Genomic DNA, 25,573 nt, shown 5'->3' with positions numbered 1-25,573 from the left:
ATGTCGATACCCTCGCCCCCACCCACCCCCGGCACGGTGCGCTCGCACCGCCGGGAGACCTACAAACCGGGTGCCACCATCGGCGACTGGCGGCCCGAGGACGACGGCTTCTGGGAGACCACCGGCCAACGGGTCGCCCAGCGCAACCTGTGGGTCTCCATCCCCGCCCTGATGCTCGGCTTCGTGGTCTGGCAGGTCTGGTCGGTCACCGTCGTCAAACTGAACGACGTCGGCTTCGGCTTCACGCAGTCGCAGCTGTTCTGGCTGACCGCGATCCCCGGCATCACCGGCGGCACCTTCCGGATCCTCTACACCTTCATCGGGCCGAACTTCGGCGAGCGGAAGTTCACCGCGTTCAGCACGATCATCCTCGTCGTGCCGATGCTCTGGCTCGGCTTCGCGCTCCAGGACAACGGCACGCCCTACTGGGAGCTGGCCCTGATCGCGGCCGTCTGCGGCATCGGCGGCGCGAACTTCGCCGCCTCCATGGCCAATATCGGCTTCTTCTTCCCCAAACGGGAGAAGGGCAGCGCCAACGGCCTCAACGGCGGCCTCGGAAACCTCGGCGTGAGCGTGGTCCAGCTGGTCGCCCCACTGGTGGTCACCGCGGCCGTGCTCGGCGCCCCGGCGGGCGGTCCGCAGCGCGACGCGAAGGAGGACACCGACATCTGGCTGCAGAACGGCGCCTTCCTGTGGGTGCCGCTGCTGGTCGTCATGGCGCTGCTCGCCTGGTTCCTGATGAACGACCTCAAGGTCGCCGCCGCCCCCTTCAGCCAGCAGAAGATCATCTTCAAGCGCAAGCACAACTGGCTGATGACCTGGCTCTATGTCGGCACCTTTGGATCCTTCATCGGCTTCGCCGCGGGCCTGCCCCTGCTGATCAAGAACAACTTCGAGTCCCAGGGCTACCAGGCGACCACCTACGCGTGGATCGGTCCCTTCATCGGCGCGCTGATGCGCTGGGCCGGCGGCTGGCTCTCCGACCGGTTCGGCGGCGCCAGGGTCACCCTGCTGTCCTTCGTCGGCATGGCGGCCTCTCTGGTGGTGGTGATCTTCGCGCTTCCGCACAGCGGGGACCAGGGCAGCTTCTGGGCCTTCTTCATCGGCTTCCTGGCGGCCTTCGCCTTCTCCGGCCTCGGCAACGGCTCGACCTTCCGGCAGATCCCGGTGATCTTCCGGGACCAGCACATGCGGGAGGCCGAGGGCAAGGGGCCCGAGGCGCAGGCGGCGGCCCTGAAGCAGTCCGAGATGGAGGCGGGCGCCGTCACCGGCTTCTCCTCCGCCATCGCCGCCTACGGCTTCTTCTTCATCCCGGCGATGTTCGCGGCCATGGCCGTCACCAGCGCGCTGTGGCTGTTCATCGGCTTCTACGCCACCTGCCTGGCAGTCTGCTGGTGGTTCTACGCCCGCAAGGGAGCCGAGGCGCCCAGCTGAGCGGGGCCGCCTCCGGGGGCGGCCGTACCCTGGAGGCATGAGCAGCACCCCCGCCTCCGACCCGCAGCCCCCGCGCCCCGCGCCCGAGGCCCGGCCGCCCCGACCGAAGCCGCGGATCGTCTTCGACGACCCGCTGGACCAGCAGTCGTCGGACGACACCGACCGGGGCTGGGGCGAGCGGCCGCCCACCGGCGGAAGCCCGGCCGACCTGGCCCGCTTCCTCGACGAGAAGCCGCCGCACCACATCTGACCGGCCGGGGCGTCCGGCGCGGTCAGAAGGTGTCGCGCGAACCCGGCTGACCGCCGACACCGCCGCCGCCACCCGCGCGCTGCGCGACCAGGTGGTCCCGGATCTCCTTGAGGACCTCCAGCTCGGTGATCTCGACGATCTCCTGGACCCCCTCGCGGGCCTTGCGGCGGTCCTCCTGGCGCGCCAGGTACTTCGCCATCGGCAGCACCATCAGGAAGTACACGACCGCCGCGGTGATCACGAAGGTCAGCGTGGCGTTCAGCACCGACCCCCAGAGGATCTCGACACCGGTCGGCTGCCCGTCGGGGCCGATGGCGCAGGGGGCCTTCAGGCAGGACTTGTAGCCGTCCAGGCTCTTCGTGCCCACCGCGCCCACCACCGGGCCGATGATCCCCTTGACCACCGAGTTCACGATGTTCGTGAACGCGGCGCCGATCACCACGGCCACGGCCAGGTCGACCACGTTGCCGCGCATCAGGAAGGCCTTGAAGCCCGCCAGCACGCTTTCCTTCTTCTTCTCGCCCATCACTGCGTCCTTCTTCACGGAAGCCAAACACGGAGCCAACGGTTCCGAAAGCTACGGCAGTCCGGGAGAGGTGTGTCCAATCGGCCGTCACTTTGAGGTGAATGGACTGATGGTGCGTACGGATCAGCACAACGTCACCGCCAGCCGCGCCGTCGCGCCCGCCCCCACCAGGGCCCGGGCGGTGTCCCGCGGCACGGACAGGACGACCAGCGCCCCGCCGTCCCCAACGCCCTTGTCGGCATCGGGGACTTCGGCGACCCTGGCCCCCGCCGCCACCACCCTCGGCGGCTGCGCCCGCTCCGCCGCGACCACGTCGACCCGGTTCCCGGGCCGCAGCAGCCGCACCGTCGCGGCGTCCGCGATGCGCACGGGCGCCGAGACCATCCGCTCCGCCGCCGGCGGCGGCTTCACCACGGGCGGCGGCGCGCCCAGGGAGGCCTGAGCCTCGGTCCCTCCCACGGCCAGCGCCGCCGCGACGACGGCCAGGGCGGCCGAGGCGGCCCGCCGCCGGCGCCGCACGGCCCGGCGCAGCCGCCCCGATCCCCGCCCCACCCGCAGCGGCGGGAACGGCGGCACGGGGCGCGACGGGGGGCACGTGGAGGAAGCCGGAGTGGAGGTCGGAGCCGAGGCCGGAGCCGAGGCCGGAGAGCAGGTCGCAGGAGCGGACGAAAAGGCCGCGGACGTACGGGACATGGCGAGCACCACCAGACGGATCGAGTTCCTGTGCCCGGACCCACCGTCCGGGCACACCCCACGATCCGGCCTCCCCGCCCGTCCCGCTCACGCCTGTGGACGGTCCCCAGCCTGTGGAAAACCCCGTCACCCGTCCGAGCGAAGAGCCTCCGCCCCACGGGCCTCCCGGACCTGCCGCAGCGCGGCCACCGGATCGGCCGCCCGCGCCACCGAGCGGCCCACCACGACGTGCGAGGCCCCGGCCGCGAAGGCCGCCGCAGCAGTCCCCGGCCGCGCGTGCCCACCCACCCCGCCCAGCCCTCCCTCCAACGGCCCCGGCGTCACCCCCGGCGTCACGATCAGCGGCTCCGGACCCAGCAGCGCCCGCAGCGGCCCTGCCTCCTGCGGCGAGGCGACGACCCCGTCGCACCCCGCGCCCACCGCCAGCCGGGCCAGCCGCACCACCTGCTCCTCCGGGCCCGCACCGACGCCGATGTCGGCGAGGTCGCTCCCGGTCATGCTGGTGACCACGGTCAGCGCGAGCACCCGCAGCCGCGGGAACTCCCGCGCCGCCTCCACCGCCGCCGCCATGATCCCCGTACCGCCCATGGAGTGCACCGTGACCATCGACGCGCCCAGCGCGCCGGCGGCCCGGACGGCGCCCGCGACCGAGTTCGGGATCTCGAAGAGCTTCAGGTCGAGGAAGACCTCGTGGCCGCGCCCGGCCAGTTCCCGTGCGAGTCCGGGGCCCGCCGCGGTCAGCAGCTCCAGACCGATCTTGTAGGAGCCGCAGGCGTCGCCGAGACGCTCCACGAGCGCCTCGGCCGAGCGGCGGTCGGCGAAGTCGAGGGCGACGATGACCCGGCCCTCAGAGGCGGAGAAGTCGTTGTTCACGCCGTCATTGTCGATCGGTCGGTCGGTCGGTCGGCACGGCCGGCCGCTGCCGGTCGGCGTCACCGCTTCGCCGGCACCCGGCAGGACTCCGAGAAGCCCTGACTGGTCAGGCCGAAGGCGCTGTTGACGCGCGAGCGCCAGTTCTCCAGCGCGACCACCGCGGTGAGCTCGACGAACGCCGCCTCCCCGAGCCGCGCGATCAGTGCAGCGGCCAGCTCGTCGGTGACCGTCGGCTCGGTCTCCGTCATGGCCTCGGCGTACTCCATGACCAGCAGCTCAGGCTCGGTGAACACCTCACGGGCCTCCCGCCACTGCGGTACCCGTTCGATCTTCTCCGCCGCCATCCCCTGCTCGTGGCCCTCCCAGTAGCCGAAGTCCATGCACCACGAGCAGTTGATGCGGGCCGCCGCCGCCATCACGGCGAGGTGCTTCAGACCGGCGTCCAGCGCGTTCCACTTCGCCGCCCGCTGTTCGAGGCGGACGTACGAGAACAGCACGCGCGCGTTGTGCCCGTAGGCCTGGCCGGGGTCGAGCACCTTGCCGTAGGTGCGGCGCGAGTACCAGGCACCGATGCGCATCAGCAGGGTGCGGGGCGGGGTGAGCGAGATACGCGGCATGACGGTCATCTCCCGGAGCGGTCTGTCCCGACTGGGCCTTCACAGAGGAAGACAGGACAGCCGCCCCGGATGTGACAGCGCCGAGGGGACAGCCCCCACGGGACTGCCCCGAGGGGACGGCCCGGGCTACGGGAGCTCGATGCCCAGGTCCCAGCCGTCCAGCGCGTGCGTGCACAGGCAGTCTCGGGTCGCCGTGGGGGGCAGCGCCGCCACCGCGTCGAAGAGGACCTCGCGCAGGCGGCCGACGTTCTCGCCGAACACCTTCAGCACCTCCGTGTGAGAGACGCCCTCACCGGTCTCGGCGCCCGCGTCCAGGTCCGTGACCAGCGCCATCGAGGTGTAGCAGAGCCCCAGCTCACGGGCGAGGATCGCCTCCGGGTGCCCCGTCATGCCGATCACCGACCAGCCCGCGGAGGCGTACCAGCGGGACTCGGCGCGCGTCGAGAAGCGCGGCCCCTCGACGACGACCATGGTGCCGCCGTCCACCGGCTCCCAGTTCCGCCCGCGGGCCGCGGCCACCGCCACGGACCGGCCCACCGGGCAGTACGGGTCGGCGAAGGTGGTGTGCACGACGTTCGGAACCGAGCCGTCCGGGAGCGGCACCCCGTCGAAGAAGGTCTGCACGCGGCTCTGCGTACGGTCGACCAGCTGGTCGGGAACGAGCAGCGTGCCCGGCCCGTATTCGGGCCGCAGGCCGCCGACCGCGCACGGGCCGAGCACCTGGCGGACACCGACCGAGCGCAGGGCCCAGAGGTTCGCCCGGTAGTTGATCTTGTGTGGCGGGACCGTGTGGCTGCGCCCGTGCCGGGGCAGGAAGGCCACCCGTCGGCCGGCGAGCTCGCCCATGTACAGGGAGTCGCTGGGCGGGCCGTACGGGGTCTCCACCTGGATCTCGAAGACGTCCTCCAGGAAGGAGTAGAAGCCCGAGCCGCCGATGACACCGATCTCTGCGTTCACCATGTCACTCACCCTAACCGGGCATGCCTGAGGCCCCGCTGCCCGGTAGGGGCGGGCGGGGCCTCGGCAAAGAGCGGTCAGGCGGCCGACGTGGAGCTGCTGCTCGTGCTCGACGACGTCGAGGAGGACGAGGCGGCGGGAGCGGCTGCGGCGGTCGACGTCGAGGACGACGACGAACTCGACGCGGGCTTCGATGCAGGGGTGCTGCTCGACGAGGCGCCGCGGCTGTCGTTCCGGTAGAAACCGGAGCCCTTGAAGACGATGCCGACCGCGGAGAACACCTTCTTCAAGCGTCCGTCGCAGTTCGGGCACACGGTCAGCGCGTCATCGGTGAACTTCTGCACGGCCTCAAGGCCCTCACCGCACTCGGTGCACTGGTACTGGTAGGTCGGCACGAATTTCCTCCTGGCACTCTGACTCAATGAGTGCTAACGACGCTCCATGGTGACGTATTCCGGCGGATCAGTCCACCGTCACCGGCACGCGGTGACCCATCCCACGCTCGTTCACCCGGTTACGGGACGTCGGCGCGGGCGCCTGCGAGGGGGTGGCCGAAGCCGTGATCTCGGCGCGGGCGGCGTCCTCGGTCACGGACGCGGGAGCGGAAGCGGATGCGGAAGCGTTCACGATCCGGCTCGGAGCCTTCGGGGCCAGCTTCGCGCGCAGCGCCAGCAGGGTGGCCAGCGCCAGCGCGGTGGCCGCCATCGGCACCAGGAAGCCGTACGAGGACCCGTGCGCGTCGGTCAGGCGGCCGGCCAGGATGACCGCGACGGCCTGTCCGAAGGCGATCGAGCCGGTCAGCCAGGTGAAGGCCTCGGTCCGCGCGTTCGCGGGGACCAGCTGCTCGACCATCGTGTAGCCGGTGATCAGGGCCGGGGCGATGAACAGGCCGACGACCAGGCCGAGCGCGCCCAGCAGGATCATCGAGTTCGCGGCCCACAGGACGGACGCGGCGGCGGTGAGGCCGACGTAGCCGAGGATCAGCCGGCGACGCGGGCCGATCTTCCACGCGACGGCGCCCATGGCGATGCCGGCGATCATGTTGCCGGCCGCGAAGACGCCGTAGAGCAGGCCGTTGGCGCCGGGGTTGCCGATCTCGTTGGAGAAGGCGGCGAGCGAGACCTGCATGCCGCCGAAGACGGCGCCGATCCCGAGGAAGGCGAAGATCAGGACGCGCAGGCCCGGGTGGGACAGCGCGAAGGCGCGCTTCTCGCCGGAGGCCGACGGGGCGTGCGTCGTGGGCTGGGAGGCACGACGGGCCGCGAAGAGCAGACCGCCGATCAGCGTCAGCGTGGCTTCGGTGACCAGGCCGGCCGCCGGGTGGACGCCGGTGCACAGCGCGGTCGCCAGGACCGGGCCGACGACGAAGGTGAACTCGTCGGTGACGGATTCGAAGGCGGCGGCCGTCGGCAGCAGCGGCGAGCCCTCCAGCCTGGCGGCCCAGCGCGCCCGGACCATCGGCCCGACCTGCGGCACGGAGGCGCCGGTGGGCACGGCGGCCAGCGCCAGCGCCCAGACGGGGGCGTCGGCCAGCGCGAGGGCGGCGAGGCCGCCCACGGCGGCGGAGTGCGCGAGGACCACGGGAACCAGCACGGCGCTCTGGCCGAACCGGTCGGTGAAGATGCCCATCAGCGGGGCGGAGAGGGCCATCGAGATACCGGTGACGGCGGCGACGATGCCGGCGCTGCCGTAGGAGCCGGTGGTGTGCTGGACCAGCAGCAGGATGCTGATGGTCAGCATGCCGAAGGGGAGCCGGGCTGCGAAGCCGGGGAGTACGAAGCCGAGGGCGCCGGGTGTGCGCAGGAGCTGCCCGTAGCCGGGGCGGGCGGACGTGTCGGTCGTGACCGCGGATGTCACGGCCTTGCCTTTCCGCTGCCTGGTAGAACTCCCCGTCTGCGGACGGTGCCGTGCTTTGTGAGCGGTCGCACCCGTACGTGGTGGGAGCCCCGAGAGCTGTCCTCTTGCGCAGAACCGAGTGATACCTGGGCGCCCACTGCGGGAGGGTGCCACGGCCGCTTTGCGGTCGCGCCAGCTCTGCGTCAGGCAGAGTTGGTTCGATCTGTTGTGCCTTCATCGTACAGGGAAGGGCGATATCACGCCCTGTGATTGCGCCGACAATCCGTGTCTTCACCTGCGATTAACGGGAGCTTCGCAGATGAAGAAAGCCATATATCCGGATAAGGGCGGTCAGATCTCACCGAACCCGACCGAATTAGAACGCCGCTCTAATGTGGTGCGTGCCCGTTTCCGGTCCCCAGCCAGCCCGCCAGCTTGCCGCCCCGGGCCACCGCCCGCAGCCGCGCCTCCGCCGCGTCCCGGACCGGGTCCGTGGCCACCACGAGCAGCTCGTCCCCGCGCCGCAGCACCGTCGACGGCGCCGGTACGAAGCTCTTGGCGTCCCGGACGACCAGCGTGACCGAGGCCCCGGGCGGCAGCCGCAGCTCGCTCACCTCGACGCCGTGCATCCGCGAGGCCTGCGGGATGGCGAAGGACAGCAGGTGTCCGCGCAGCTTCTCCAGCGGCGCCGACTCGATGCCGAGGTCGGACGCGGTCTCCATGCTCTGTCCGAGGTCCAGCTTGCGCGCCAGCCAGGGCAGGGTCGGCCCCTGCACCAGGGTGTAGACGACGACCAGCACGAAGACGATGTTGAAGACGCGGTCGCTGCCCTCGATCCCGGACACCATCGGAATGGTCGCCAGGATGATGGGCACGGCGCCGCGCAGGCCCGCCCACGACATCAGGACCTGCTCCTGCCAGGGGATCCGGAAGGGCAGCAGGCTGAGGAAGACCTCCAGGGGCCGCGCCACCATCGTCAGCACCAGGCCGATGACGACCGCGGGCCAGAAGTCGCGGACCAGCTCGTGCGGCGTGACCAGCAGGCCCAGCAGGACGAACATGCCGATCTGGGCGATCCAGCCGAGCCCGTCGGCGAAGCCGCGCGTGGCCGGCCAGTGCGGGAGCCTGGCGTTGCCCAGGACCATCGCCGCCAGGTACACCGCGAGGAAGCCGGAGCCGTGCGCCATCGCGCCGGCCGCGTACGCCACGATCGCGATGGCCATCACGGCGATCGGGTAGAGGCCGGAGGCGGGCAGGGCCACGTGCCGCAGGCCGTAGGCGCCGAGGAAGCCGACGGCCAGCCCGATCGCGGCGCCGATCGCGAGTTCCAGGGCGATCTTGCCGATCAGGACGTACCAGTCGTCCACCGGGCCGACCGTGGAGAAGGCCACCACCAGGATCACGACGGGCGCGTCGTTGAAGCCGGACTCGGCCTCCAGGACGCCCGTGATCCGGGACGGCAGCGGGACCTTGCGCAGCACCGAGAAGACGGCCGCCGCGTCGGTCGAGGAGACGACCGCGCCGATCAGCAGCGCCTGGCGCCATTCGAGTCCGACGAGGTAGTGCGCACCCGCCGCCGTCACGCCCACGCTGACCGCCACACCCACCAGGGACAGCATGATCGCGGCCGGCAGGGCCGGCTTGATCTCTTTCCACTTGGTGCCCAGACCGCCCTCGGCGAGGATGACGACGAGGGCGGCGTAGCCGATGACCTGGGTCAGCTCGGCATTGTCGAAAACGACGTTCCCGATGCCGTCCTGGCCTATGGCGACGCCTATGCCGAGGTAGATGAGCAGGCTGGGCAGGCCGCTGCGTGACGAGACCCGCACCGCGGCCACGGCGACGAGCAGTACGAGCGAGCAGACCAGCAGAAGCTCATTGAGCGTGTGGACAGTCAGCGGGCGGCCCTCCTCAATGCGCCCGGCGGATCGATCCTCCAGGCGACAAGTTCGGCAAGTAGTTCGTTACCTTACCTAATCTTTGACGCGCCCTTTACGCGATAACCACATTGTGAAACGGCTGTTCGCCCCTGTCCTCGGGACCGCGGGACCCGTTGTAGATCCATTGCGGACCGCCTCCCGGACCTGCGCGGGATACAGGCCCTCCACACGGCCTCCACCCCTGGCGGATCAACGGAGTCGGTCCTGCGCCTATGGTTGCTCCCAGCACTCCCAGGACCACCCTGCCCCTCTAAGGACAGCGATGCCCGCCAACGAAACCGCTCCTCCCGCCAAGAAGAAGGGACGACGCGCCCGTCTGATCGTGCTCGTACTGGTCCTGGGACTCGTCGCGGGCCTCGGCTACGGGGCGTACTGGAGCGTGGACGGCGTGCGCGCCTCCTTCCCCCAGACGACCGGCTCCCTCGACGTGCCCGGCCTGAAGGGGACGGTCGAGGTGAAGCGCGATGCCAACGGCATTCCCCAGCTCTACGCGGACAGCGACGACGACCTCTTCCGCGCGCAGGGCTTCGTGCACGCGCAGGACCGCTTCTGGGAGATGGACGTACGCCGCCACATGACCTCGGGGCGGCTCTCGGAGATGTTCGGCGCCGGTCAGGTCGAGACCGACGCCTTCCTGCGCACGCTGGGCTGGCGCCAGGTCGCGCAGGAGGAGTACGACACCAGGCTCTCCGCCGAGACGAAGAAGAATCTGCAGGCCTACGCCGACGGGGTCAACGCGTACCTGAAGGGGAAGTCCGGCAAGACCCTCTCGGTCGAGCACGCCGCCCTCAAGCTCAGCGACGGCTACCAGCCCGAGCAGTGGTCCCCGGTGGACTCGGTGGCCTGGCTCAAGGCGATGGCCTGGGACCTGCGCGGCAACATGCAGGACGAGATCGACCGCGCGCTGATGGCGAGCAAGCTCTCGCAGGCGCAGATCGCCGAGCTCTACCCGCCTTACCCGTTCGACCGGAACAAGCCGATCGTCGAGGGCGGCAAGGTCGACGGCGGCAAGTACACCCCCCAGGGCCAGACCGGGAACTCCGGCAGCGGCTCCGGTTCGGGCAGCGGCTCCGGCAGCGGGTCGGGCTCCGGCGGCGCCGTCGCCAACCAGGCCTCCACCGCCCCGGCCGCCGGTGACGCGACCGGCCTCGCCGGCAACGCCACCGCCCAGGGCGCGACCGTGGGCCTGCGCACCCAGCTCAGCGCCCTCGCCGACACCCTGGAGAAGGTCCCGGCCATCCTCGGCCCCAACGGCAGCGGCATCGGCTCGAACTCCTGGGTCATCTCGGGCAAGTACACGACCACCGGCAAGCCGCTGCTCGCCAACGACCCGCACCTGTCGCCGCAACTGCCCTCGGTCTGGTACCAGATGGGCCTGCACTGCCGCGCCGTCTCGGCCCAGTGCAAGTACGACGTGGCCGGCTACACCTTCTCCGGCATGCCCGGCGTGATCATCGGCCACAACACCGACATCGCCTGGGGCATGACCAACCTCGGCGCCGACGTCACCGACCTCTACCTCGAGCAGATCAAGCCCGAGGGCTACGTCTACGACAACCGGGTGCTCCCCTTCACCTCCCGCGAAGAGGTCATCAAGATCGCGGGCGGCGCCAGCAAGAAGATCACCGTCCGCACCACCAACAACGGCCCGCTCGTCTCCGACCGCAGCACGGAGCTCGGTACGGTCGGCACCCGCGCCCCCGTCGACAGCTCCGCGCCCGACCGGGGCGACGGTTACGCCATCGCCCTGCGCTGGACCGCGCTGGACCCGGGCAAGAGCATGGACGCGGTCTTCAAGCTCAACCAGGCCAAGAACTTCGACGACTTCCGCAAGGCGGCCGCGGACTTCGAGGTGCCGTCCCAGAACCTGATCTACGCCGACAACAAGGGCGCCACCGGCAACATCGGCTACCAGGCCCCGGGCCGCCTCCCGGTCCGCGGCCAGGGCGACGGCCGGATGCCCGCCCCCGGCTGGGACTCCAAGTACGCCTGGAAGGGCGCCCGGGACGGCAACGCCGGCTACATCCCGCAGAACGAGCTGCCCTGGGACCAGAACCCCTCGCGCGGCTACATCGTCACCGCCAACCAGGCCGTCGCGGAGAACGGGACCGGCGCGGGCAAGTACCCGCACCTGCTGACCACCGACTGGGGCTACGGCGCCCGCAGCCAGCGGATCAACGACCTCATCGAGGCGAAGATCAAGGACGGCGGGAAGATCTCGACCGACGACATGCGGACCATGCAGATGGACAACAGCAGCGAGATCGCCGCGCTGCTGACCCCGATGCTGTCGAAGATCCAGGTGTCGGACCCCGGCGTGCGCGAGGCGCAGAAGCTGCTGGACGGCTGGAACTACACCCAGGAGTCCGACTCGGCGGCCGCCGCCTACTTCAACGCGGTCTGGCGCAACATCCTCAAGCTGGCCTTCGGCGACAAGATGCCCAAGGAGCTGCGGATCGAGGACAGCTGCATGAACGTCCTCGGCAACGGCAGCGGCCCGGCCGACGACCTCGCCAAGACCGTCCGCGAATGCGGCACCCGCGACGCCGACTCGGCGCAGCCCGACGGCGGCGACCGCTGGTTCGAGGTGGTCCGCCGCCTGGTCAAGGACGAGAAGTCGCCGTGGTGGAGCGCACCCGCCAAGGGCCTGAACAAGCCGGCCGCCACCACCCGCGACGAGCTGTTCGCGCGGGCGATGGCGGACGCCCGCTGGGAGCTGACCGCCAAGCTCGGCAAGGACCAGTCGACCTGGAGCTGGGGCCGGCTGCACCAGCTGAACCTGAAGAACCAGACGATCGGCACCGAGGGCCCCGGCTTCATGCAGTGGCTCCTCAACCGCGGCCCGTGGAACGTGGGCGGCGGCGAGGCGACCGTCAACGCCACCGGCTGGAACGCCTCCAGCGGCTACGGGGTCACCTGGGTGCCGTCGATGCGGATGGTCGTGAACCTCAACGACCTCGACAAGTCCCGCTGGATCAACCTCACCGGCGCCTCGGGCCACGCGTACAACGCGCACTACACGGACCAGACGCAGATGTGGGCCAAGGGCGAGCTGCTGGAGTGGCCCTTCGGCAAGGACGCCGTCGAGAAGGCCACGGTCGACACCCTGACCCTCAAGCCGGCCGGGTCGTGAGCCGGGTCACGAACTGAAGCGGCGCACCCCCGACGGGGTGGCCACCGCCTGGACGGGGTGGTCGTGCGGTTCCTCCGGGACCCGCGCGACCACCTCGTCGTCGTAGAGGAGCACGACGAGCGCCGGGTGCGCCCCGGCCCGCTCCAGCCGCTGCAGCACCCGGTCGTAACTGCCCCCGCCGCGGCCGAGCCGCATGCCGCGCCCGTCCACCGCGAGCCCGGGCAGCAGCACCGCGTCGGCCTGCGTCACCGCGTCCGGCCCGAGCGGGGGGCCGGACGGCTCCAGCAGCCGCATCTTGCCCGGGTGGGCGGCCTCGGCGAGGCTGCCGGGTCCCTCGTACGCCGCCCAGTCGAGGTCGTTGTCGGGCAGCAGGAGGGGGAGCAGCACCCGCTTGCCGGCCGCGCGCAGGGCGTCGAGGAGTGCGCGGGTGCCGGGCTCGCCGCCGACCGAGACGTACGCCGCCACCGTGCGCGCACCGGCCAGTTCGGGCAGTTCGAGGGCGGTGACGGCGAGCGCCGCGGCCGCCGTGCGGCGGGCGTCGGGGGACAAGGCGCGACGGGCCGCGAGGAGTTCCCGGCGCAGCTCGGACTTGGCGGACTCGGTGGGCGGGTTCTCTGCCACGAGAATCAAATTTCCTTCGAATCAGGGCATATATGGACCTACCAACCACGACTTCGTCGGGCGTTCGGCAGGACCCACTATCGTTCTGGCCATGACTATGTTGCACCCCGTGATCAAGAAGGCCGTCATTCCGGCCGCTGGCCTCGGCACCCGCTTCCTTCCGGCGACCAAGGCGACCCCGAAGGAAATGCTCCCGGTTGTGGACAAGCCGGCCATCCAGTACGTGGTCGAGGAGGCCGTGGCGGCCGGGCTCGACGACGTCCTCATGATCACTGGGCGTAACAAGCGTGCCCTGGAAGACCACTTCGACCGCAACTACGAGCTGGAGTCGGCCCTCATCGCCAAGGGCGACGACGACCGCCTGAAGAAGGTCCAGGAATCCAGCGACCTCGCGACCATGCACTACGTCCGCCAGGGCGACCCGCGGGGCCTCGGGCACGCGGTGCTGTGCGCCGAGCCGCACGTCGGCCGCGAGCCCTTCGCCGTCCTCCTCGGCGACGACCTGATCGACCCGCGCGACCCGCTCCTGCGTCAGATGGCCGACATCCACGCCCGCACCGGCGGCACCGTCATCGCCCTCATGGAGGTCGACCCGGCCAGCGTCCACCTCTACGGCTGCGCCGCCGTCGAGGCCACCGACGAGGCGGACGTGGTCCGCATCACCGGCCTCGTCGAGAAGCCGGAGCCCCAGGACGCCCCCAGCAATTTCGCGGTTATCGGCCGCTACGTCCTCAACCCCGCGATCTTCGACATACTGCGGGAGACCGAGCCGGGCCGCGGTGGGGAGATCCAGCTCACCGACGCCCTGCAGAAGCTGGCCGCCGACGAGAGCGTGGGCGGCCCGGTGCACGGCGTGGTCTTCCGGGGCCGTCGCTACGACACCGGGGACCGCGGCGACTACCTGCGGGCCATCGTCCGCCTCGCGTGCGAGCGCGAGGACCTGGGCCCCGAGTTCCGCACCTGGCTTCACCGTTACGTCACGGAGGAGATGTAGCACCTTGAGCAGTTCCGCACCGCAGGACATTGGCCACCGTCTGTGGTCCGTGGACGAGCACCTCGCGGACGTCCTCGGGGCCGTCCGGCCGCTGGAGCCGATCGAGCTCCAGCTGCTGGACGCCCAGGGCTGTGTCCTGGTCGAGGACGTCACCGTGCCCGTCGCCCTCCCGCCCTTCGACAACAGCTCCATGGACGGCTACGCCGTCCGCACGGCCGACGTCCAGGGTGCGAGCGAGGAGTTCCCCGCGGTGCTGACGGTCATCGGGGACGTCGCGGCGGGCAGCGGCGAGCTGCCCACCGTGGGCCCCGGCGAGGCCGCCCGGATCATGACCGGCGCCCCGCTGCCGCCCGGTGCGGAAGCCGTCGTACCGGTCGAGTGGACCGACGGCGGCACCGGAGGCGGCGCCGCCGCCGGGATGACCCCGGCCAGCGCCGCCCCCGAGCAGGCGGGCGGCGAGGTGCGGGTGCACCGCGCGGCCGAGGCGCGGGCGCACGTCCGCGCGCGCGGCAGCGACGTCCAGGCGGGCGACCTCGCCCTCGCGGCCGGGACCGTCCTCGGCCCGCCCCAGATCGCCCTGCTGGCCGCCATCGGGCGCGGCACCGTCCGGGTGCGCCCGCGCCCGCGCGTGGTGGTCCTGTCCACCGGCAGCGAGCTGGTCCAGCCCGGCGAGCCGCTCACCGCGGGCACGATCTACGACTCCAACAGCTTCGCGCTGGCGGCGGCCGCGCGGGACGCCGGAGCCATCGCCTACCGGGTCGGCGCCGTCGCGGACGACGCCGACACCCTGCGCTCCACCATCGAGGACCAGCTGATCCGGGCCGACCTGCTGGTCACCACGGGCGGGGTCAGCGTCGGCGCCTACGACGTGGTCAAGGAGGCGCTCTCCTCGGTCGGCTCGGTCCCGTCGTCCGGTTCCGCCGGCCAGGGCGAGGACGACGTGGAGGTGGACGCGACCCGGATCGACTTCCGCAAGCTCGCCATGCAGCCCGGCAAGCCGCAGGGCTTCGGCACGATCGGCCCCGACCACACCCCGCTGCTGGCGCTGCCCGGCAACCCGGTCTCCTCGTACGTCTCCTTCGAGCTGTTCGTGCGCCCCGCGATCCGCGCCCTCATGGGGCTGCCGGAGTCCGAGGTCCGGCGGCCGAGCGTGCGGGCCGTGCTCAAGGCCGACAAGGCACTGGGCTCCCCGGCCGGCCGCCGCCAGTTCCTGCGCGGAAAGTACGACGCCGAGAGCGGCACGGTCAGTCCGGTCGGGGGATCGGGCTCCCACCTGATCGCCGCACTGGCGCACGCCGACTCGCTGATGGTCGTACCGGAAGACGTCACCTCGGTGGAGCCCGGCACCGAGCTGGAAGTGGTCCTGCTCGGCTGATCCGCGGCATCCGTTTCCGCGCGCCCGGCCCCGTTCCCCCGGCGCGCCCCTCCGGCGGCCTGTGCGGGTAGCGTGTGTCGCACCACACAGGCCCCCGGGGGCCCAGAGCGGAGCGGCACAGCAATGAGTACCGAGAGCAGGCTCACCCACATCGACGAGGCCGGTGCGGCCCGGATGGTCGACGTCTCCGCGAAGGACGTCACCACCCGGACGGCGCGCGCCAGTGGACGCGTACTCGTCTCCCCCCGGGTGATCGAGCTGCTGCGCGGCGAGGGAGTGCCCAAGGGGGACGCCCTCGCCACCGCGCGCATCGCCGGGATCATGGGGGCGAAGAGGACCCCGGACCTGATCCCGCTGTGCCACCCGCTGGCCGTCTCGGGCGTGAAGGTGGACCTGTCGGTCGCCGACGACGCCGTCGAGATCCTCGCCACCGTGAAGACGACCGACCGCACGGGCGTCGAGATGGAGGCGCTGACCGCCGTCGCGGTCGCCGGACTCACCGTCATCGACATGGTGAAGGCGGTCGACAAGGGCGCCGTCATCACGGACGTCCGGGTGGAGGAGAAGACCGGGGGCAAGTCCGGCGACTGGGCCCGCTCGTGAACGCCCCGCGCGGCGGGGAGGTGCACAGCCACCGCGCGGCGGCGGCGCCGGAGGCCGGTGCGGCCCCGGACGGGTCCCTCGGCAGGGCGCTCGTCGTGACGGCCTCCAACCGGGCCTCGCAGGGCGTGTACGCCGACAAGGGCGGCCCGCTGCTGGCCGAGGCGCTGGAGAAGCTCGGCTTCGCGGTGGACGGCCCTCGGGTCGTCCCGGACGGCGATCCCGTCGAGCAGGCGCTGCGCGAGGGCGTGGCCGCCGCCTACGACGTCATCCTGACCACGGGCGGCACCGGGATCTCGCCGACCGACCGCACCCCGGACGCCACCGCGCGGGTCCTGGACTACGAGGTCCCGGGCATCCCGCAGGCCATCCGCGCCGAGGGCCTGGCGAAGGTGCCGACCGCGGCCCTGTCCCGGGGCCTGGCGGGCGTCGCCGGGCGCACCCTGATCGTCAACCTGCCCGGTTCCACGGGCGGGGTGCGCGACGGCCTCGCCGTCCTGTCCCGCATCCTGCCGCACGCGGTGGACCAGATCCGTGGCGGCGACCACCCCAGGCCGGCGGGACCCACCGGGAGCGCGAGCTGAACGGCCCCACCTGGCCGGTGGTCCTGACCGACGGCGATGTCACGCTCCGGCCGATAAAACTGCGCGACCAGAAGGACTGGCGCGAGGTCAACCGGCGCAACCGCGACTGGCTCCGGCCGTGGGAGGCGACGATCCCGCCGCCCGCGCCCTGGGGGCCGGTGATCCAGCGGCCCACGTACCGCCAGATGGTCCGTCACCTGCGGGCGGAGGCGAACGCGGGCCGGATGCTGCCCTTCGTCATCGAGTACCAGGGGCGGCTGGTCGGCCAGCTGACGGTGGCCGGGATCACCTGGGGGTCGATGTGCGCGGGGCACATCGGCTACTGGGTGGACCGCGACGTGGCCGGCCGCGGCGTGATGCCCACGGCGGTCGCGATGGCCGTCGACCACTGCTTCCGGAAGGTCGGCCTGCACCGCATCGAGGTGTGCATCCGCCCCGAGAACGGGCCGAGCCGGCGGGTCGTGGAGAAGCTGGGCCTGCGCGAGGAGGGGCTGCGTCCGCGCTACCTCCACATCGACGGCGCCTGGCGCGACCACCTCGTGTACGCGATCACGGCGGAGGAGGTGCCGGAGGGGCTGCTGCGCCGCTGGCACCGCGCGCGCCACTCGCAGTCCCCGCCGAAATAGGGTCGGCCCGCGGATGTCCGCCCGCGCGATAAACGAATATCTGTTCGAATTAATGGCCCGAGGTAACCGATTCGCCCATAACCTGATCCGAAGAATCACAAAAAAAGTCCGTGATATCAGCGAGATCGCGCGACACACCGGCCCAATTGGCCGATCCCCTCGCCCGCGCCCCTCTACGGTGTGAGGTGTGAGCAGCAGCGGCCTCATCTACGCAGTCATTGTCGGGGCCTGGGCCGCCTACTTGGTGCCCATGTGGCTCCGGAGGCAGGACGAGCTGAACGAAGCCCGTCCGACGGAACGCTTCTCCACCGCCATTCGGCTGCTTTCCGGCCGGGCGGGAATGGAGCGCCGTTACGCCAAGGGGCTGCGTGAGCGCGGTGACGAGGAGGCGGAGCCCCCCGCGGACCCGGACGCCGCGACGGAGACGGTCAATTCCGTCGAAGCCGACGCCCGGGCCATCGGTGTGTCCCCGACCAGGGCGGAGCCGCGCAAGGCGGCCGCCGAGCGGGAGCAGCGCGCGGAGCGGGCCCGGCGCGAACAACGCCTCCAGGTCCTCGCGCGCCGCCGGCGCACCACCGCACTCCTCTTCCTGGTCTTCACCGCCGGCGCCGTCGTCGCGGCGGTGGGCGGCCTGCGCTACCTGTGGGCCCCCGCCGTTCCCGCCCTCCTGCTGAGCACGTACATCGCCCACCTGCGGGTCCAGGAGCGCCGGCGCTACGAGTTCACGATGGACCGGCGGCGCGCCGAGGCGGCCGCACGGCAGCTGCGCGAGGAGCGCCCGCGCCGCCGCCACCCCGAGGAGGGTGCGGCCGCGGCCGGCGAACCGGACCCTGCTCCACCGGTCTCCCCCCAGGAAGCCGGACGGCGCGCGCTGGTCGAGCAGACCGACCACGCCGAGTGGGTGGACCAGCAGCGCGAACGCGAACGCGGCCCCGTCCGGGGTGACAGCTGGGAGCCGGTCCCGGTTCCGCTGCCGACCTACGTGACGGCCCCGGTCGCCCCCCGCGCCACGGGCCCCGTGACCCCGGACGCCTGGAGCGCGACCCGCTCCAGCACGGCCGAGCCGACGGAGCCCCGCCTGCGCGCCCAGCCGGCGGTCCCCGCCCCGGCTCCCGCCGAGGACGACGCGCAGGACCGGACCCCCCAGCGCCCCCGCGGCCAGGGCCGCGGCCGCACTCCGCTGTTCGACCAGTACGAGAGCGAAGACCGCCCGCGCGCCGCGAACGAGTGATCGGTGACCTGCGCGGACCCCCGCGGAAACGCGTTTTGGAGCACCGGCGCAGGGGTGCTAATGTTTCACACGTCGCAAGGGCCTGTGGCGCAGTCTGGTAGCGCACCTCGTTCGCATCGAGGGGGTCTGGGGTTCAAATCCCCACAGGTCCACAGACGACAGTTCGCGAGTAGCTCTCGTGAACGTCACGAAATCCCGCCCGGTCGAAAGACCGGGCGGGATTTCGGCGTTTTCGGGGGCGGTTGGGCGAAGATGCGCTCATGGCGATCGGTGGGGAACGGGACGGCGGGACGGCCCAGGCGTGGGAGGCCGTCGGTGGCGCGCCGGAGCTCGTGGGACGAGTCCGGTTCGAGGGGGCCGGCAACCTCGCGGAAGGGCCGCTTCCGGTGCGGGAGTTGGCGCGCGCCACGGTCGCGGCCTGCGGACTGGCGGCGGGGGAGCTCGCCGCGGTGCGGGCCGGGGGCGCGGCGGGGGATCCCCGTCCCTTCGTGGTGCACGAGGCGGCGGTGGCCACGGCCTTCGTCAGTGAACGCCATCTCAGGGTGGCGGGCCGGCCCGCGGTGACGTTCGCTCCGCTGTCCGGCTTCTGGCGGGCCGCGGACGGCTGGGTCCGCACGCACGCCAACTACCCGCACCACGAGGCCGCGCTCGTACGGGCGCTGGGGCTGCCCTCCCCGACGCCGGAGGCGCTGCGCGCCGCGGTCGCCGGACGGACGGCCGTCGAGGTGCAGGAACTCGTGTACGGGGCGGGCGGTCTCGCCGTCGCCGTGGCACGGCGGTACGGGGATCCCCAGCCGCTGGTGGAGTCCGTACCCGCCACGGGGCAGCGGGGGCGGGTGCTCGGCGCGGCCCCGCCGGGTCGGCCCGGCACGGGGGTGCGGGTGCTTGACCTGACGCGGGTCATCGCCGGGCCCGTCGCCACACGCACGCTCGGCCTGCTGGGCGCGGACGTGCTGCGGATCGATACGCCGGGCCTGCCGGAGGCGGACGACGCGTACGCGGACACCGGCTTCGGGAAGCGGTCGGCGCTGCTGGACCTGGCGCGGCCCGCGGACCGGGCGGTCTTCGAGGGGCTGCTGGCCGAGGCCGACGTGGTGGTGAGCGGGTACCGGCCGGGGGCGCTGGAGCGCCACGGGTTCGGTTCGCGGGACCTGCTGGAGCGGTGGCCGGGGCTGGTGGTGGCCGAGCTGTGCGCATGGGGGTGGCGGGCACCGCAGCCGTGGGCCGGGCGGCGGGGATTCGACTCGCTGGTGCAGGCGGGCTACGGGATCGCCGGCGCGTGCGCGGGGCCGGACGGGGCGCCGGGCGTGCTGCCGGCGCAGGCGCTCGACCACGGGACGGGCTACCTGGTGGCGGCCGGTGTGATGCGGGCCCTGGCCGAGGGCGGCGGGCGGGGGCTGCGGTTCTCCCTGGCCGGGACGGGTTCGTGGCTGGTCCGCGGTCTGGCCGGCGCTCGGGCCGCGGGGGGCGCCGGGGCTCCGCCGTACGCGGCCGAGCCGTGGCTGAGCGAGACCGGGTCGGGGTACGGGGTGCTGCGGCACGCGGCCAGCCCCTTCGGGGAGTGGGCCGGGGGCCCGTCCCGGTGGGGGACGGACCCGGCCGTCTGGCTCCCGCGGTAGCCCCCGCTACGGCTGGGAGGCGGCCGCCGCGGGCGCCTGGAGGGGCTTGGCCATGCAGCGGCTGGAGTCGTAGAAGCGGTAGAAGCCGAACTTCGGCGACGGGGTGTAGCCCTCGGAGAGGTAGAGGGCGATCGCCTCCGGCTGCTGGTCGCCCGTTTCGAGGACCATCCGCAGGCGGCCCGCCGCGCGGGCGTCCGCCTCCAGGGTCGCGAGGATGCGGCGGGCCAGGCCCAGGCCGCGGGCCTCCGGGACGACGTACATCCGCTTCAGCTCGGCGTCGCCGTCCGAGTAGCCCTCGTCGTTCTTCTCCTGGGTGCGCCAGCCACCGGTCGCCACCGGGGCGCCGGTCGTGTCGTACGCCACTATGTACAGGCCCCGCGGCGGGGCGAACATCGCCGGATCCAGGAAGGTCGCGTCGCCCTCGCCCTGGTACCGCTCCTGGTATTCGAGCTGCACCCGGTCGTTGAGTTTGACCGCGTCCGGGTGATCGTACGGCACGGTGCGGAAGTCGATCCCATGAGACATCCGAACATCGTACGGAACCCTCCCGCTATGGTGCTGGGATGCTCACTGTGACCTCCGTGAATGTGAATGGGATTCGGGCCGCCGCCAAGAAGGGCTTCGGGGCGTGGCTGGCGGGATCCGACGCCGACGTGGTCTGCCTGCAGGAGGTACGGGCCGAGGAAGGGCAGATCCCGCAGGAGGTGCGCTCTCCCGAGGGCTGGCACACCGTCTTCGCGCCGGCCGCCGCGAAGGGGCGGGCCGGGGTCGCGCTGTACACGCGGCGCGCGCCGGAGCGGGTGCAGGTCGGGTTCGGCAGTGAGGAGTTCGACACCGCCGGCCGGTACCTGGAGATCGACCTGCCCGGAGTGACCGTGGCCAGCCTCTACCTGCCCTCCGGTGAGGCGGGCACGGAGAAGCAGGACGAGAAGTACCGGTTCATGGGGGAGTTCCTGACCTACCTCGCCGGGCTGAAGGTGCGGGCCGCCGCGGAAGGGCGCGAGGTCGTGGTCTGCGGTGACTGGAACATCTGTCACCAGGAGGCCGACCTCAAGAACTGGAAGACCAACCGCAAGAACGCCGGCTTCCTCCCCGAGGAGCGCGAGTGGCTGGGGAAGGTCTACACGGAGGCCGGCTACGTCGACGTGGTGCGCGAGCTGCACCCCGACACCGAGGGCCCGTACTCCTGGTGGTCCTACCGCGGCCGGGCCTTCGACAACGACGCCGGCTGGCGGATCGACCTCCAGGTCGTGACCCCGGGGCTGGCCGCCAAGGCCGTCAAGGCCTTCGTCGAGCGGGCCGAGACGCATCCAGAGCGCTGGTCCGACCACGCGCCCGTGACCGTCGTCTACGAGCTCGGCGCCTGACCGGAGGGCGGGGCGGTGGACGCCAGGAGGCGGTCCATCGCCATCGTCAGTTCCGCCTCGACCACGCTCTTGGCGAGCGGGCGCAGCCGGGTGAGCGCCTCCGGTGAGATGTGGTCCGAGATCAGCTCGGTGAACAGCAGGGCCATCGCGTCCGCGTGCTCGCGGACGCGGCGCCCGGTCTCCAGGACCGCGGCAAGCGGCACGCCCTCGCGGACCAGCGCCGAGGAGACGTCCAGCAGGCGGCGGCTGACGTGGACGATCGCGTCGCCGTCGACGGCGAGGTAGCCGAGGTCGAGGGAGGCCGCCAGGTTCTCCGGGGTGACCTCGCCCTCGAAGTAGTCGGCCAGTTCCTCCGGGGTGAGGCGGACCGGGGTCTCCTCCGACCAGCCGATGCCGAGCAGCTCACCCAGCTGGCCGACGTCGCGGCCGTTCTCGAAGGCGGCGGTCAGCTCGGCGATGCCGCCGAGGGTGTGACCGCGTTCCAGCAGGCCGGCGATGGTGCGCAGCCGGGCCAGGTGGTGGTCGTCGTACCAGGCGATGCGGCCCTCGCGCCGGGGCGGCGGGAGCAGCTTGCGCTCACGGTAGAAGCGCAGGGTGCGCACCGGTATGCCGGCCGCTTCGGCCAGCTCCTCGGTGCGGTACTCGCGCACCGGCTTCGCTTGCATCTCATCCCTCGCCACAGACGCAGCCTATGGCGTACCGGCGGTAACTTTCCGGGTCCGCCCCCTACCCATGAGTACGGCGCTGCTCTACCCTCCCGATTGTGCCAGTGATTGCTGGCAGTGTTTCGATGGTGTGGTGCGTTGCGGCGTTGCGTGGCTGGAACTGCGGATGAGGCGGAAGGCGGCGGGCATGGGCGGCAAGGGCGGGCGCGAGGGGCGCGAGCACGTACGAGTGGCGGTGATCGGGTCCGGATTCGGCGGACTCGGGGCCGCCGTTCGGCTGCGGCGCGAGGGGATCACGGACTTCGTCGTACTGGAGCGGGCCGACTCGGTCGGGGGAACCTGGCGGGACAACAGCTATCCGGGGTGCGCCTGCGACGTCCCGTCGCACCTGTACTCCTTCTCCTTCGCACCGAACCCGGACTGGCCGCGGACCTTCTCCGGGCAGCCCGCCATCCGGGAGTACCTGGAGCACGTCGCGGACACCTTCGGGCTGCGCCGGCACATCCGGCTCGACTCCGAGGTCCGGATGATGCGCTGGGACGCGGACGAGCTGCACTGGGAGATCGAGACCGCGCAGGGCGAGCTGACCGCCGACGTGGTGGTCTCGGCCACCGGGCCGCTGTCCGAGCCGAAGCTGCCCGAGGTGGCCGGGCTCGCCGGGTTCCCCGGCAAGGTCTTCCACTCCGCGCGCTGGGACCACGACTACGACCTCGCCGGCAAACGCGTCGCCATGATCGGTACGGGGGCCTCCGCGATCCAGATCGTGCCGGCCATCGCCCCCGACGTGGAGCGCCTGACGCTCTTCCAGCGGACCCCGCCGTGGGTCATGCCGCGCACCGACCGGGCGATCTCGACGGTGGAGCGCTGGCTGCACCGGCAACTGCCCTTCACCCGGGCCGCGCGCCGGGGGTTGCTCTGGGGCATCCGGGAACTCCAGGTCAGCGCCTTCACCAAGCGGCCGAACCAGCTCGGACTCGTCGAGGCGCTCGCGAAGGCCAACATGGCCCGGTCGATCAAGGACCCCGAGCTGCGTGCCAAGCTGACGCCCTCCTACCGCATCGGCTGCAAGCGGATCCTGCTCTCCAGCGAGTACTACCCGGCGCTCGCACGGCCCAACGTGGACCTGGTCGCCTCCGGGCTGAAGGAGATCCGGGGCTCGGTCCTGGTCGCGGCCGACGGGACCGAGACCGAGGTCGACGCGATCGTCTTCGGTACGGGGTTCCACGTCACGGACATGCCGATCGCCGACCGGGTGGTGGGTGCGGACGGCAGGACCCTCGCCGACCAGTGGAAGGACGGGATGCAGTCGCTGCGCGGGGCGACCGCGGCCGGCTTCCCCAACTGGATGACGATCATCGGCCCCAACACCGGGCTCGGGAACAGCTCGATGATCCTCATGATCGAGTCGCAGTTGAACTACATGGCCGACTACCTGCGGCAGTTGGGCATGCTGGGCGGGAAGGTCGCGCTCGCCGCCCGCCCCTCCGCCGTGAACAAGTGGAACCGGCAGGTGCAGGCCCGGATGGAGCGGACGGTCTGGAACACCGGCGGCTGCACCAGCTGGTACCTGGACGCGAACGGCCGCAACACGACGGTCTGGCCGGGCACGACCGGCGAGTTCCGCCGGGAGACGCGCAGCGTCGATCTGGCGGAGTACGAGGTGGTGCGCGTACGGGAGCGCGAGCCGGTGGTCGTCGCGGCCGCCACCGCTGCGGCGCCGTTGCCCGAGGTGCTGCCCCCGGACCCCCGCGCCTCGACCGCCGGCGAGGCCGGGGTGGGTACGGCCGCCGAGGGTGCCGCGTGAGCCGGGCTGCGCACGTCACCTCCGGTCCCTACGCCCCGCCCACCGCCCGCCGCGAACTCGTCGCCGTCTCCGCCGACGGGGCCCGACTGCACGTCGAGGTGCATGGGGACGAGGGCGCGCCGGCCGTGGTGCTGGCCCACGGCTGGACCTGCTCCACGGCGTTCTGGGCCGCCCAGATACGGGCCCTGGCCACCACCCACCGGGTCGTCGCCTACGACCAGCGCGGACACGGGCGCAGCCCCGCCGCCCGGGAACACAGCACCACCGCGCTCGCCGACGACCTCGTGGCGGTGCTCGGCGCCGCCCTCGCCCCGGGGGAGCGCGCGGTCGTCGCCGGGCACTCCATGGGCGGCATGACGATCATGGCGGCCGCGGCCCGGCCGGAGTTCGCCGAGCACGCCGCCGCCGCGCTGCTGTGCAGCACCGGCAGCTCCCGGCTGGTCGAGCAGGCCACGGTGCTGCCGGGGCGCGCCGGGCGGGTGCGGACCCGTATCACCGGCGCGGTCCTCGGATCGCGCGCCCCGCTCGGGCCGGTCACGCCCGTCGCCCGCACAGTCCTCAAGTACGCCACCATGGGCCCCGGCTCCGCGCCCGACCGGGTCGAGGCGTGCGCCGCAATCGTCCACGCCTGCCCCACCCGGGTGCGGCACGCCTGGTCCCAGGTGCTGGCCGGGCTGGACCTGGACGCCGACGTGGCACGGCTGACCGTTCCCACCGCCGTGATCGGCGGCACCGCCGACCGGCTCACTCCGGTCGTCCACGCCCGCGGGCTCGCCGCGGCGCTGCCGCACTGCGTGGGCCTCACCGAGCTCACCGGCATCGGGCACATGACCCCGGTCGAGGCGCCCGAGGCCGTCACCCGGGCCGTGTCCGAACTGACCGCGCGCTATCTCGACGCTCTCGACACGACCGAGAAGGAGAAGACACCGTGAGTGCTCGCAGGAGTCTGGAAGGCCAGGTCGCCGTCGTCACCGGGGCCGCCCGCGGGGTCGGCGAGCTGCTCGCCCGCAAGCTGTCGGCCCGGGGCGCGCGGATCGCGCTCGTCGGCCTGGAGCCGGAGGCCCTCAAGGAGGTCTCCGAGCGCCTGCACACCGACAGCGAGCACTGGTACGCCGACGTCACCGACCACGAGGCGATGGCGCGCGTCGCGCAGGAGGTCAAGGAGCGCTTCGGGAAGGTCGACATCGTCGTCGCCAACGCGGGCGTCGCCGCGGGCGGCCCGTTCGCCGACTCCGATCCCGACGCCTGGCGCCGGGTGATCGAGGTCAACCTGATCGGCGGTGCCGTCACCGCCCGGGCCTTCCTGCCCGTGCTGACGGAGAGCCGCGGCTACTTCCTCCAGATCGCCTCGCTCGCCGCCATCACCCCGGCGCCGATGATGACCGCCTACTGCGCCTCCAAGTCCGGCGTCGAGGCCTTCGCCCACTGCCTGCGCGCCGAAGTCGGGTACAAGGGCGTGGGCGTCGGCGTCGGCTACCTCTCGTGGACCGACACGGACATGGTGCGCGGCGCCGACCAGGACGAGGTCATGCGGGAGCTGCGGCAGCGGCTGCCGTGGCCGTCGAACCGCACCTACCCGCTGGGGCCGGCCGTCGACCGGATCGTCGCGGGCATCGAGCGGCGCTCGCCGCACGTGTACGCGCAGTGGTGGCTGCGCGGGATGCAGGGCGTGCGCGGCTACCTGCCCGGCATCATCGCGACGGTCGGGCAGCGCGAGATGAAGCGCTTCGAGCCCCGGCTGTCGGGCGTCTCCACGGGACTCGTCGGCGCGGGCGGCGCGGCGGACGAGCGGGAGCGCACGCAGAGCCGCTGACCGGGACGCCCGCGA

General features: G+C 72.2%; 25 protein-coding genes and 1 tRNA gene. 15 read left to right on the top strand and 11 right to left on the bottom strand.

Annotated features, from left to right (window positions below):
* Both E6U81_RS05625 and E6U81_RS05620 read left to right on the top strand, forming a co-directional pair.
* Positions 1-1,434 (top strand): NarK family nitrate/nitrite MFS transporter, encoded by a 1,434-nt coding sequence (locus E6U81_RS05625; RefSeq protein WP_240803665.1) that lies wholly within the window; start codon positions 1-3, stop codon positions 1,432-1,434.
* A 37-nt stretch (positions 1,435-1,471) separates the two neighbouring features.
* A complete protein-coding gene (locus E6U81_RS05620; RefSeq protein ID WP_136228982.1) occupies positions 1,472-1,684 on the top strand; it encodes a hypothetical protein in 213 nt (70 codons plus the stop codon).
* A 22-nt stretch (positions 1,685-1,706) separates the two neighbouring features.
* Here E6U81_RS05620 and mscL read toward each other — a convergent pair whose 3' ends face one another.
* The 8 genes from mscL to E6U81_RS05580 form a co-directional block, all read right to left on the bottom strand.
* Positions 1,707-2,210, bottom strand: coding sequence for a large conductance mechanosensitive channel protein MscL (gene mscL / locus E6U81_RS05615; protein ID WP_206309866.1), 504 nt, complete (start codon positions 2,208-2,210; stop codon positions 1,707-1,709).
* Positions 2,211-2,333: 123 nt separating this feature from the next.
* Positions 2,334-2,903: a hypothetical protein gene (locus E6U81_RS05610; protein WP_136228981.1), complete on the bottom strand. Its 570-nt coding sequence runs from the start codon at positions 2,901-2,903 to the stop codon at positions 2,334-2,336.
* Positions 2,904-3,029: 126 nt separating this feature from the next.
* A complete protein-coding gene (pyrF, locus tag E6U81_RS05605) occupies positions 3,030-3,776 on the bottom strand; it encodes an orotidine-5'-phosphate decarboxylase (RefSeq protein WP_136228980.1) in 747 nt (248 codons plus the stop codon).
* A 59-nt stretch (positions 3,777-3,835) separates the two neighbouring features.
* Positions 3,836-4,393, bottom strand: a complete 558-nt coding sequence (locus tag E6U81_RS05600; protein ID WP_136228979.1) for a carboxymuconolactone decarboxylase family protein — start codon at positions 4,391-4,393, stop codon at positions 3,836-3,838.
* A gap of 126 nt (positions 4,394-4,519) precedes the next feature.
* Positions 4,520-5,353: an S-methyl-5'-thioadenosine phosphorylase gene (locus tag E6U81_RS05595; RefSeq protein WP_136228978.1), complete on the bottom strand. Its 834-nt coding sequence runs from the start codon at positions 5,351-5,353 to the stop codon at positions 4,520-4,522.
* Between the two features lie 74 nt (positions 5,354-5,427).
* A complete protein-coding gene (locus E6U81_RS05590; protein ID WP_136228977.1) occupies positions 5,428-5,745 on the bottom strand; it encodes an FmdB family zinc ribbon protein in 318 nt (105 codons plus the stop codon).
* 67 nt (positions 5,746-5,812) lie between these two features.
* Complete coding sequence (locus E6U81_RS05585; RefSeq protein ID WP_136228976.1) at positions 5,813-7,207, bottom strand: MFS transporter; 1,395 nt, start codon at positions 7,205-7,207, stop codon at positions 5,813-5,815.
* Positions 7,208-7,575: 368 nt separating this feature from the next.
* On the bottom strand, positions 7,576-9,126 hold the full coding sequence (locus tag E6U81_RS05580) for a potassium/proton antiporter (protein WP_240803697.1): 1,551 nt from the start codon (positions 9,124-9,126) through the stop codon (positions 7,576-7,578).
* A gap of 262 nt (positions 9,127-9,388) precedes the next feature.
* Here E6U81_RS05580 and E6U81_RS05575 point away from each other — a divergent pair, with 262 nt between their 5' ends.
* On the top strand, positions 9,389-12,259 hold the full coding sequence (locus E6U81_RS05575; protein ID WP_136228974.1) for a penicillin acylase family protein: 2,871 nt from the start codon (positions 9,389-9,391) through the stop codon (positions 12,257-12,259).
* 6 nt (positions 12,260-12,265) lie between these two features.
* Here the strand turns inward: E6U81_RS05575 and E6U81_RS05570 are convergent, their stop codons facing one another.
* Positions 12,266-12,880 carry a 5-formyltetrahydrofolate cyclo-ligase gene (locus E6U81_RS05570; protein WP_136228973.1) on the bottom strand — a complete coding sequence of 205 codons (615 nt, stop codon included), beginning with the start codon at positions 12,878-12,880 and terminating at the stop codon, positions 12,266-12,268.
* A gap of 91 nt (positions 12,881-12,971) precedes the next feature.
* Here E6U81_RS05570 and galU point away from each other — a divergent pair, with 91 nt between their 5' ends.
* The 8 genes from galU (at position 12,972) to E6U81_RS05530 (ending at position 19,909) form a co-directional block, all read left to right on the top strand.
* Positions 12,972-13,874, top strand: a complete 903-nt coding sequence (galU, locus tag E6U81_RS05565) for a UTP--glucose-1-phosphate uridylyltransferase GalU (protein WP_136228972.1) — start codon at positions 12,972-12,974, stop codon at positions 13,872-13,874.
* Between the two features lie 28 nt (positions 13,875-13,902).
* Entirely contained in the window at positions 13,903-15,249 is a 1,347-nt protein-coding gene (glp, locus tag E6U81_RS05560) for a gephyrin-like molybdotransferase Glp (protein WP_136229289.1), read from the top strand.
* Between the two features lie 123 nt (positions 15,250-15,372).
* Positions 15,373-15,852: a cyclic pyranopterin monophosphate synthase MoaC gene (gene moaC, locus E6U81_RS05555; RefSeq protein ID WP_136228971.1), complete on the top strand. Its 480-nt coding sequence runs from the start codon at positions 15,373-15,375 to the stop codon at positions 15,850-15,852.
* Positions 15,853-15,947: 95 nt separating this feature from the next.
* On the top strand, positions 15,948-16,433 hold the full coding sequence (locus E6U81_RS05550) for a MogA/MoaB family molybdenum cofactor biosynthesis protein (protein WP_136229288.1): 486 nt from the start codon (positions 15,948-15,950) through the stop codon (positions 16,431-16,433).
* Between the two features lie 17 nt (positions 16,434-16,450).
* Positions 16,451-17,059, top strand: coding sequence for a GNAT family protein (locus E6U81_RS05545; protein ID WP_136228970.1), 609 nt, complete (start codon positions 16,451-16,453; stop codon positions 17,057-17,059).
* A gap of 187 nt (positions 17,060-17,246) precedes the next feature.
* Positions 17,247-18,290 carry a hypothetical protein gene (locus tag E6U81_RS05540; RefSeq protein WP_136228969.1) on the top strand — a complete coding sequence of 348 codons (1,044 nt, stop codon included), beginning with the start codon at positions 17,247-17,249 and terminating at the stop codon, positions 18,288-18,290.
* 78 nt (positions 18,291-18,368) lie between these two features.
* Positions 18,369-18,442: transfer RNA gene (locus E6U81_RS05535), tRNA-Ala, on the top strand.
* A gap of 108 nt (positions 18,443-18,550) precedes the next feature.
* The gene (locus E6U81_RS05530) at positions 18,551-19,909 is read left to right on the top strand and encodes a CoA transferase (protein ID WP_136228968.1); all 1,359 of its coding nucleotides are present in this window, start codon (positions 18,551-18,553) and stop codon (positions 19,907-19,909) included.
* Positions 19,910-19,915: 6 nt separating this feature from the next.
* On the opposite strand, the gene E6U81_RS05525 is transcribed toward E6U81_RS05530, so the two are convergent.
* Positions 19,916-20,434 carry a GNAT family N-acetyltransferase gene (locus E6U81_RS05525; RefSeq protein ID WP_136228967.1) on the bottom strand — a complete coding sequence of 173 codons (519 nt, stop codon included), beginning with the start codon at positions 20,432-20,434 and terminating at the stop codon, positions 19,916-19,918.
* 38 nt (positions 20,435-20,472) lie between these two features.
* Between E6U81_RS05525 and E6U81_RS05520 the strand changes: the two genes are divergently transcribed.
* Positions 20,473-21,276, top strand: coding sequence for an exodeoxyribonuclease III (locus tag E6U81_RS05520; RefSeq protein WP_206309850.1), 804 nt, complete (start codon positions 20,473-20,475; stop codon positions 21,274-21,276).
* Here E6U81_RS05520 and E6U81_RS05515 read toward each other — a convergent pair.
* A complete protein-coding gene (locus E6U81_RS05515; protein ID WP_031150706.1) occupies positions 21,258-21,941 on the bottom strand; it encodes a MerR family transcriptional regulator in 684 nt (227 codons plus the stop codon). The two genes, E6U81_RS05520 and E6U81_RS05515, sit on opposite strands and share 19 nt — an antisense overlap.
* A 187-nt stretch (positions 21,942-22,128) precedes the next feature.
* Here E6U81_RS05515 and E6U81_RS05510 point away from each other — a divergent pair, with 187 nt between their 5' ends.
* From E6U81_RS05510 to E6U81_RS05500, 3 genes are read left to right on the top strand one after another with little or no spacing between them, the layout of a single operon-like run.
* Entirely contained in the window at positions 22,129-23,745 is a 1,617-nt protein-coding gene (locus E6U81_RS05510) for an NAD(P)/FAD-dependent oxidoreductase (RefSeq protein ID WP_136229286.1), read from the top strand.
* A complete protein-coding gene (locus tag E6U81_RS05505; RefSeq protein WP_136228966.1) occupies positions 23,742-24,677 on the top strand; it encodes an alpha/beta hydrolase in 936 nt (311 codons plus the stop codon). The genes E6U81_RS05510 and E6U81_RS05505 overlap by 4 nt, the downstream gene beginning before the upstream one ends.
* Positions 24,674-25,558, top strand: coding sequence for an SDR family oxidoreductase (locus tag E6U81_RS05500; RefSeq protein WP_136228965.1), 885 nt, complete (start codon positions 24,674-24,676; stop codon positions 25,556-25,558). The genes E6U81_RS05505 and E6U81_RS05500 overlap by 4 nt, the downstream gene beginning before the upstream one ends.
* Positions 25,559-25,573 lie beyond the last annotated feature (15 nt).

Origin of the sequence: Streptomyces sp. A0592 (genome assembly GCF_004795115.1) — a bacterium.
GTDB lineage: Bacteria > Actinomycetota > Actinomycetes > Streptomycetales > Streptomycetaceae > Streptomyces > Streptomyces erythrochromogenes.
The sequence above is the reverse complement of the archived record's forward strand: the minus strand, read 5'-3'. Positions and strand labels throughout refer to the sequence as shown.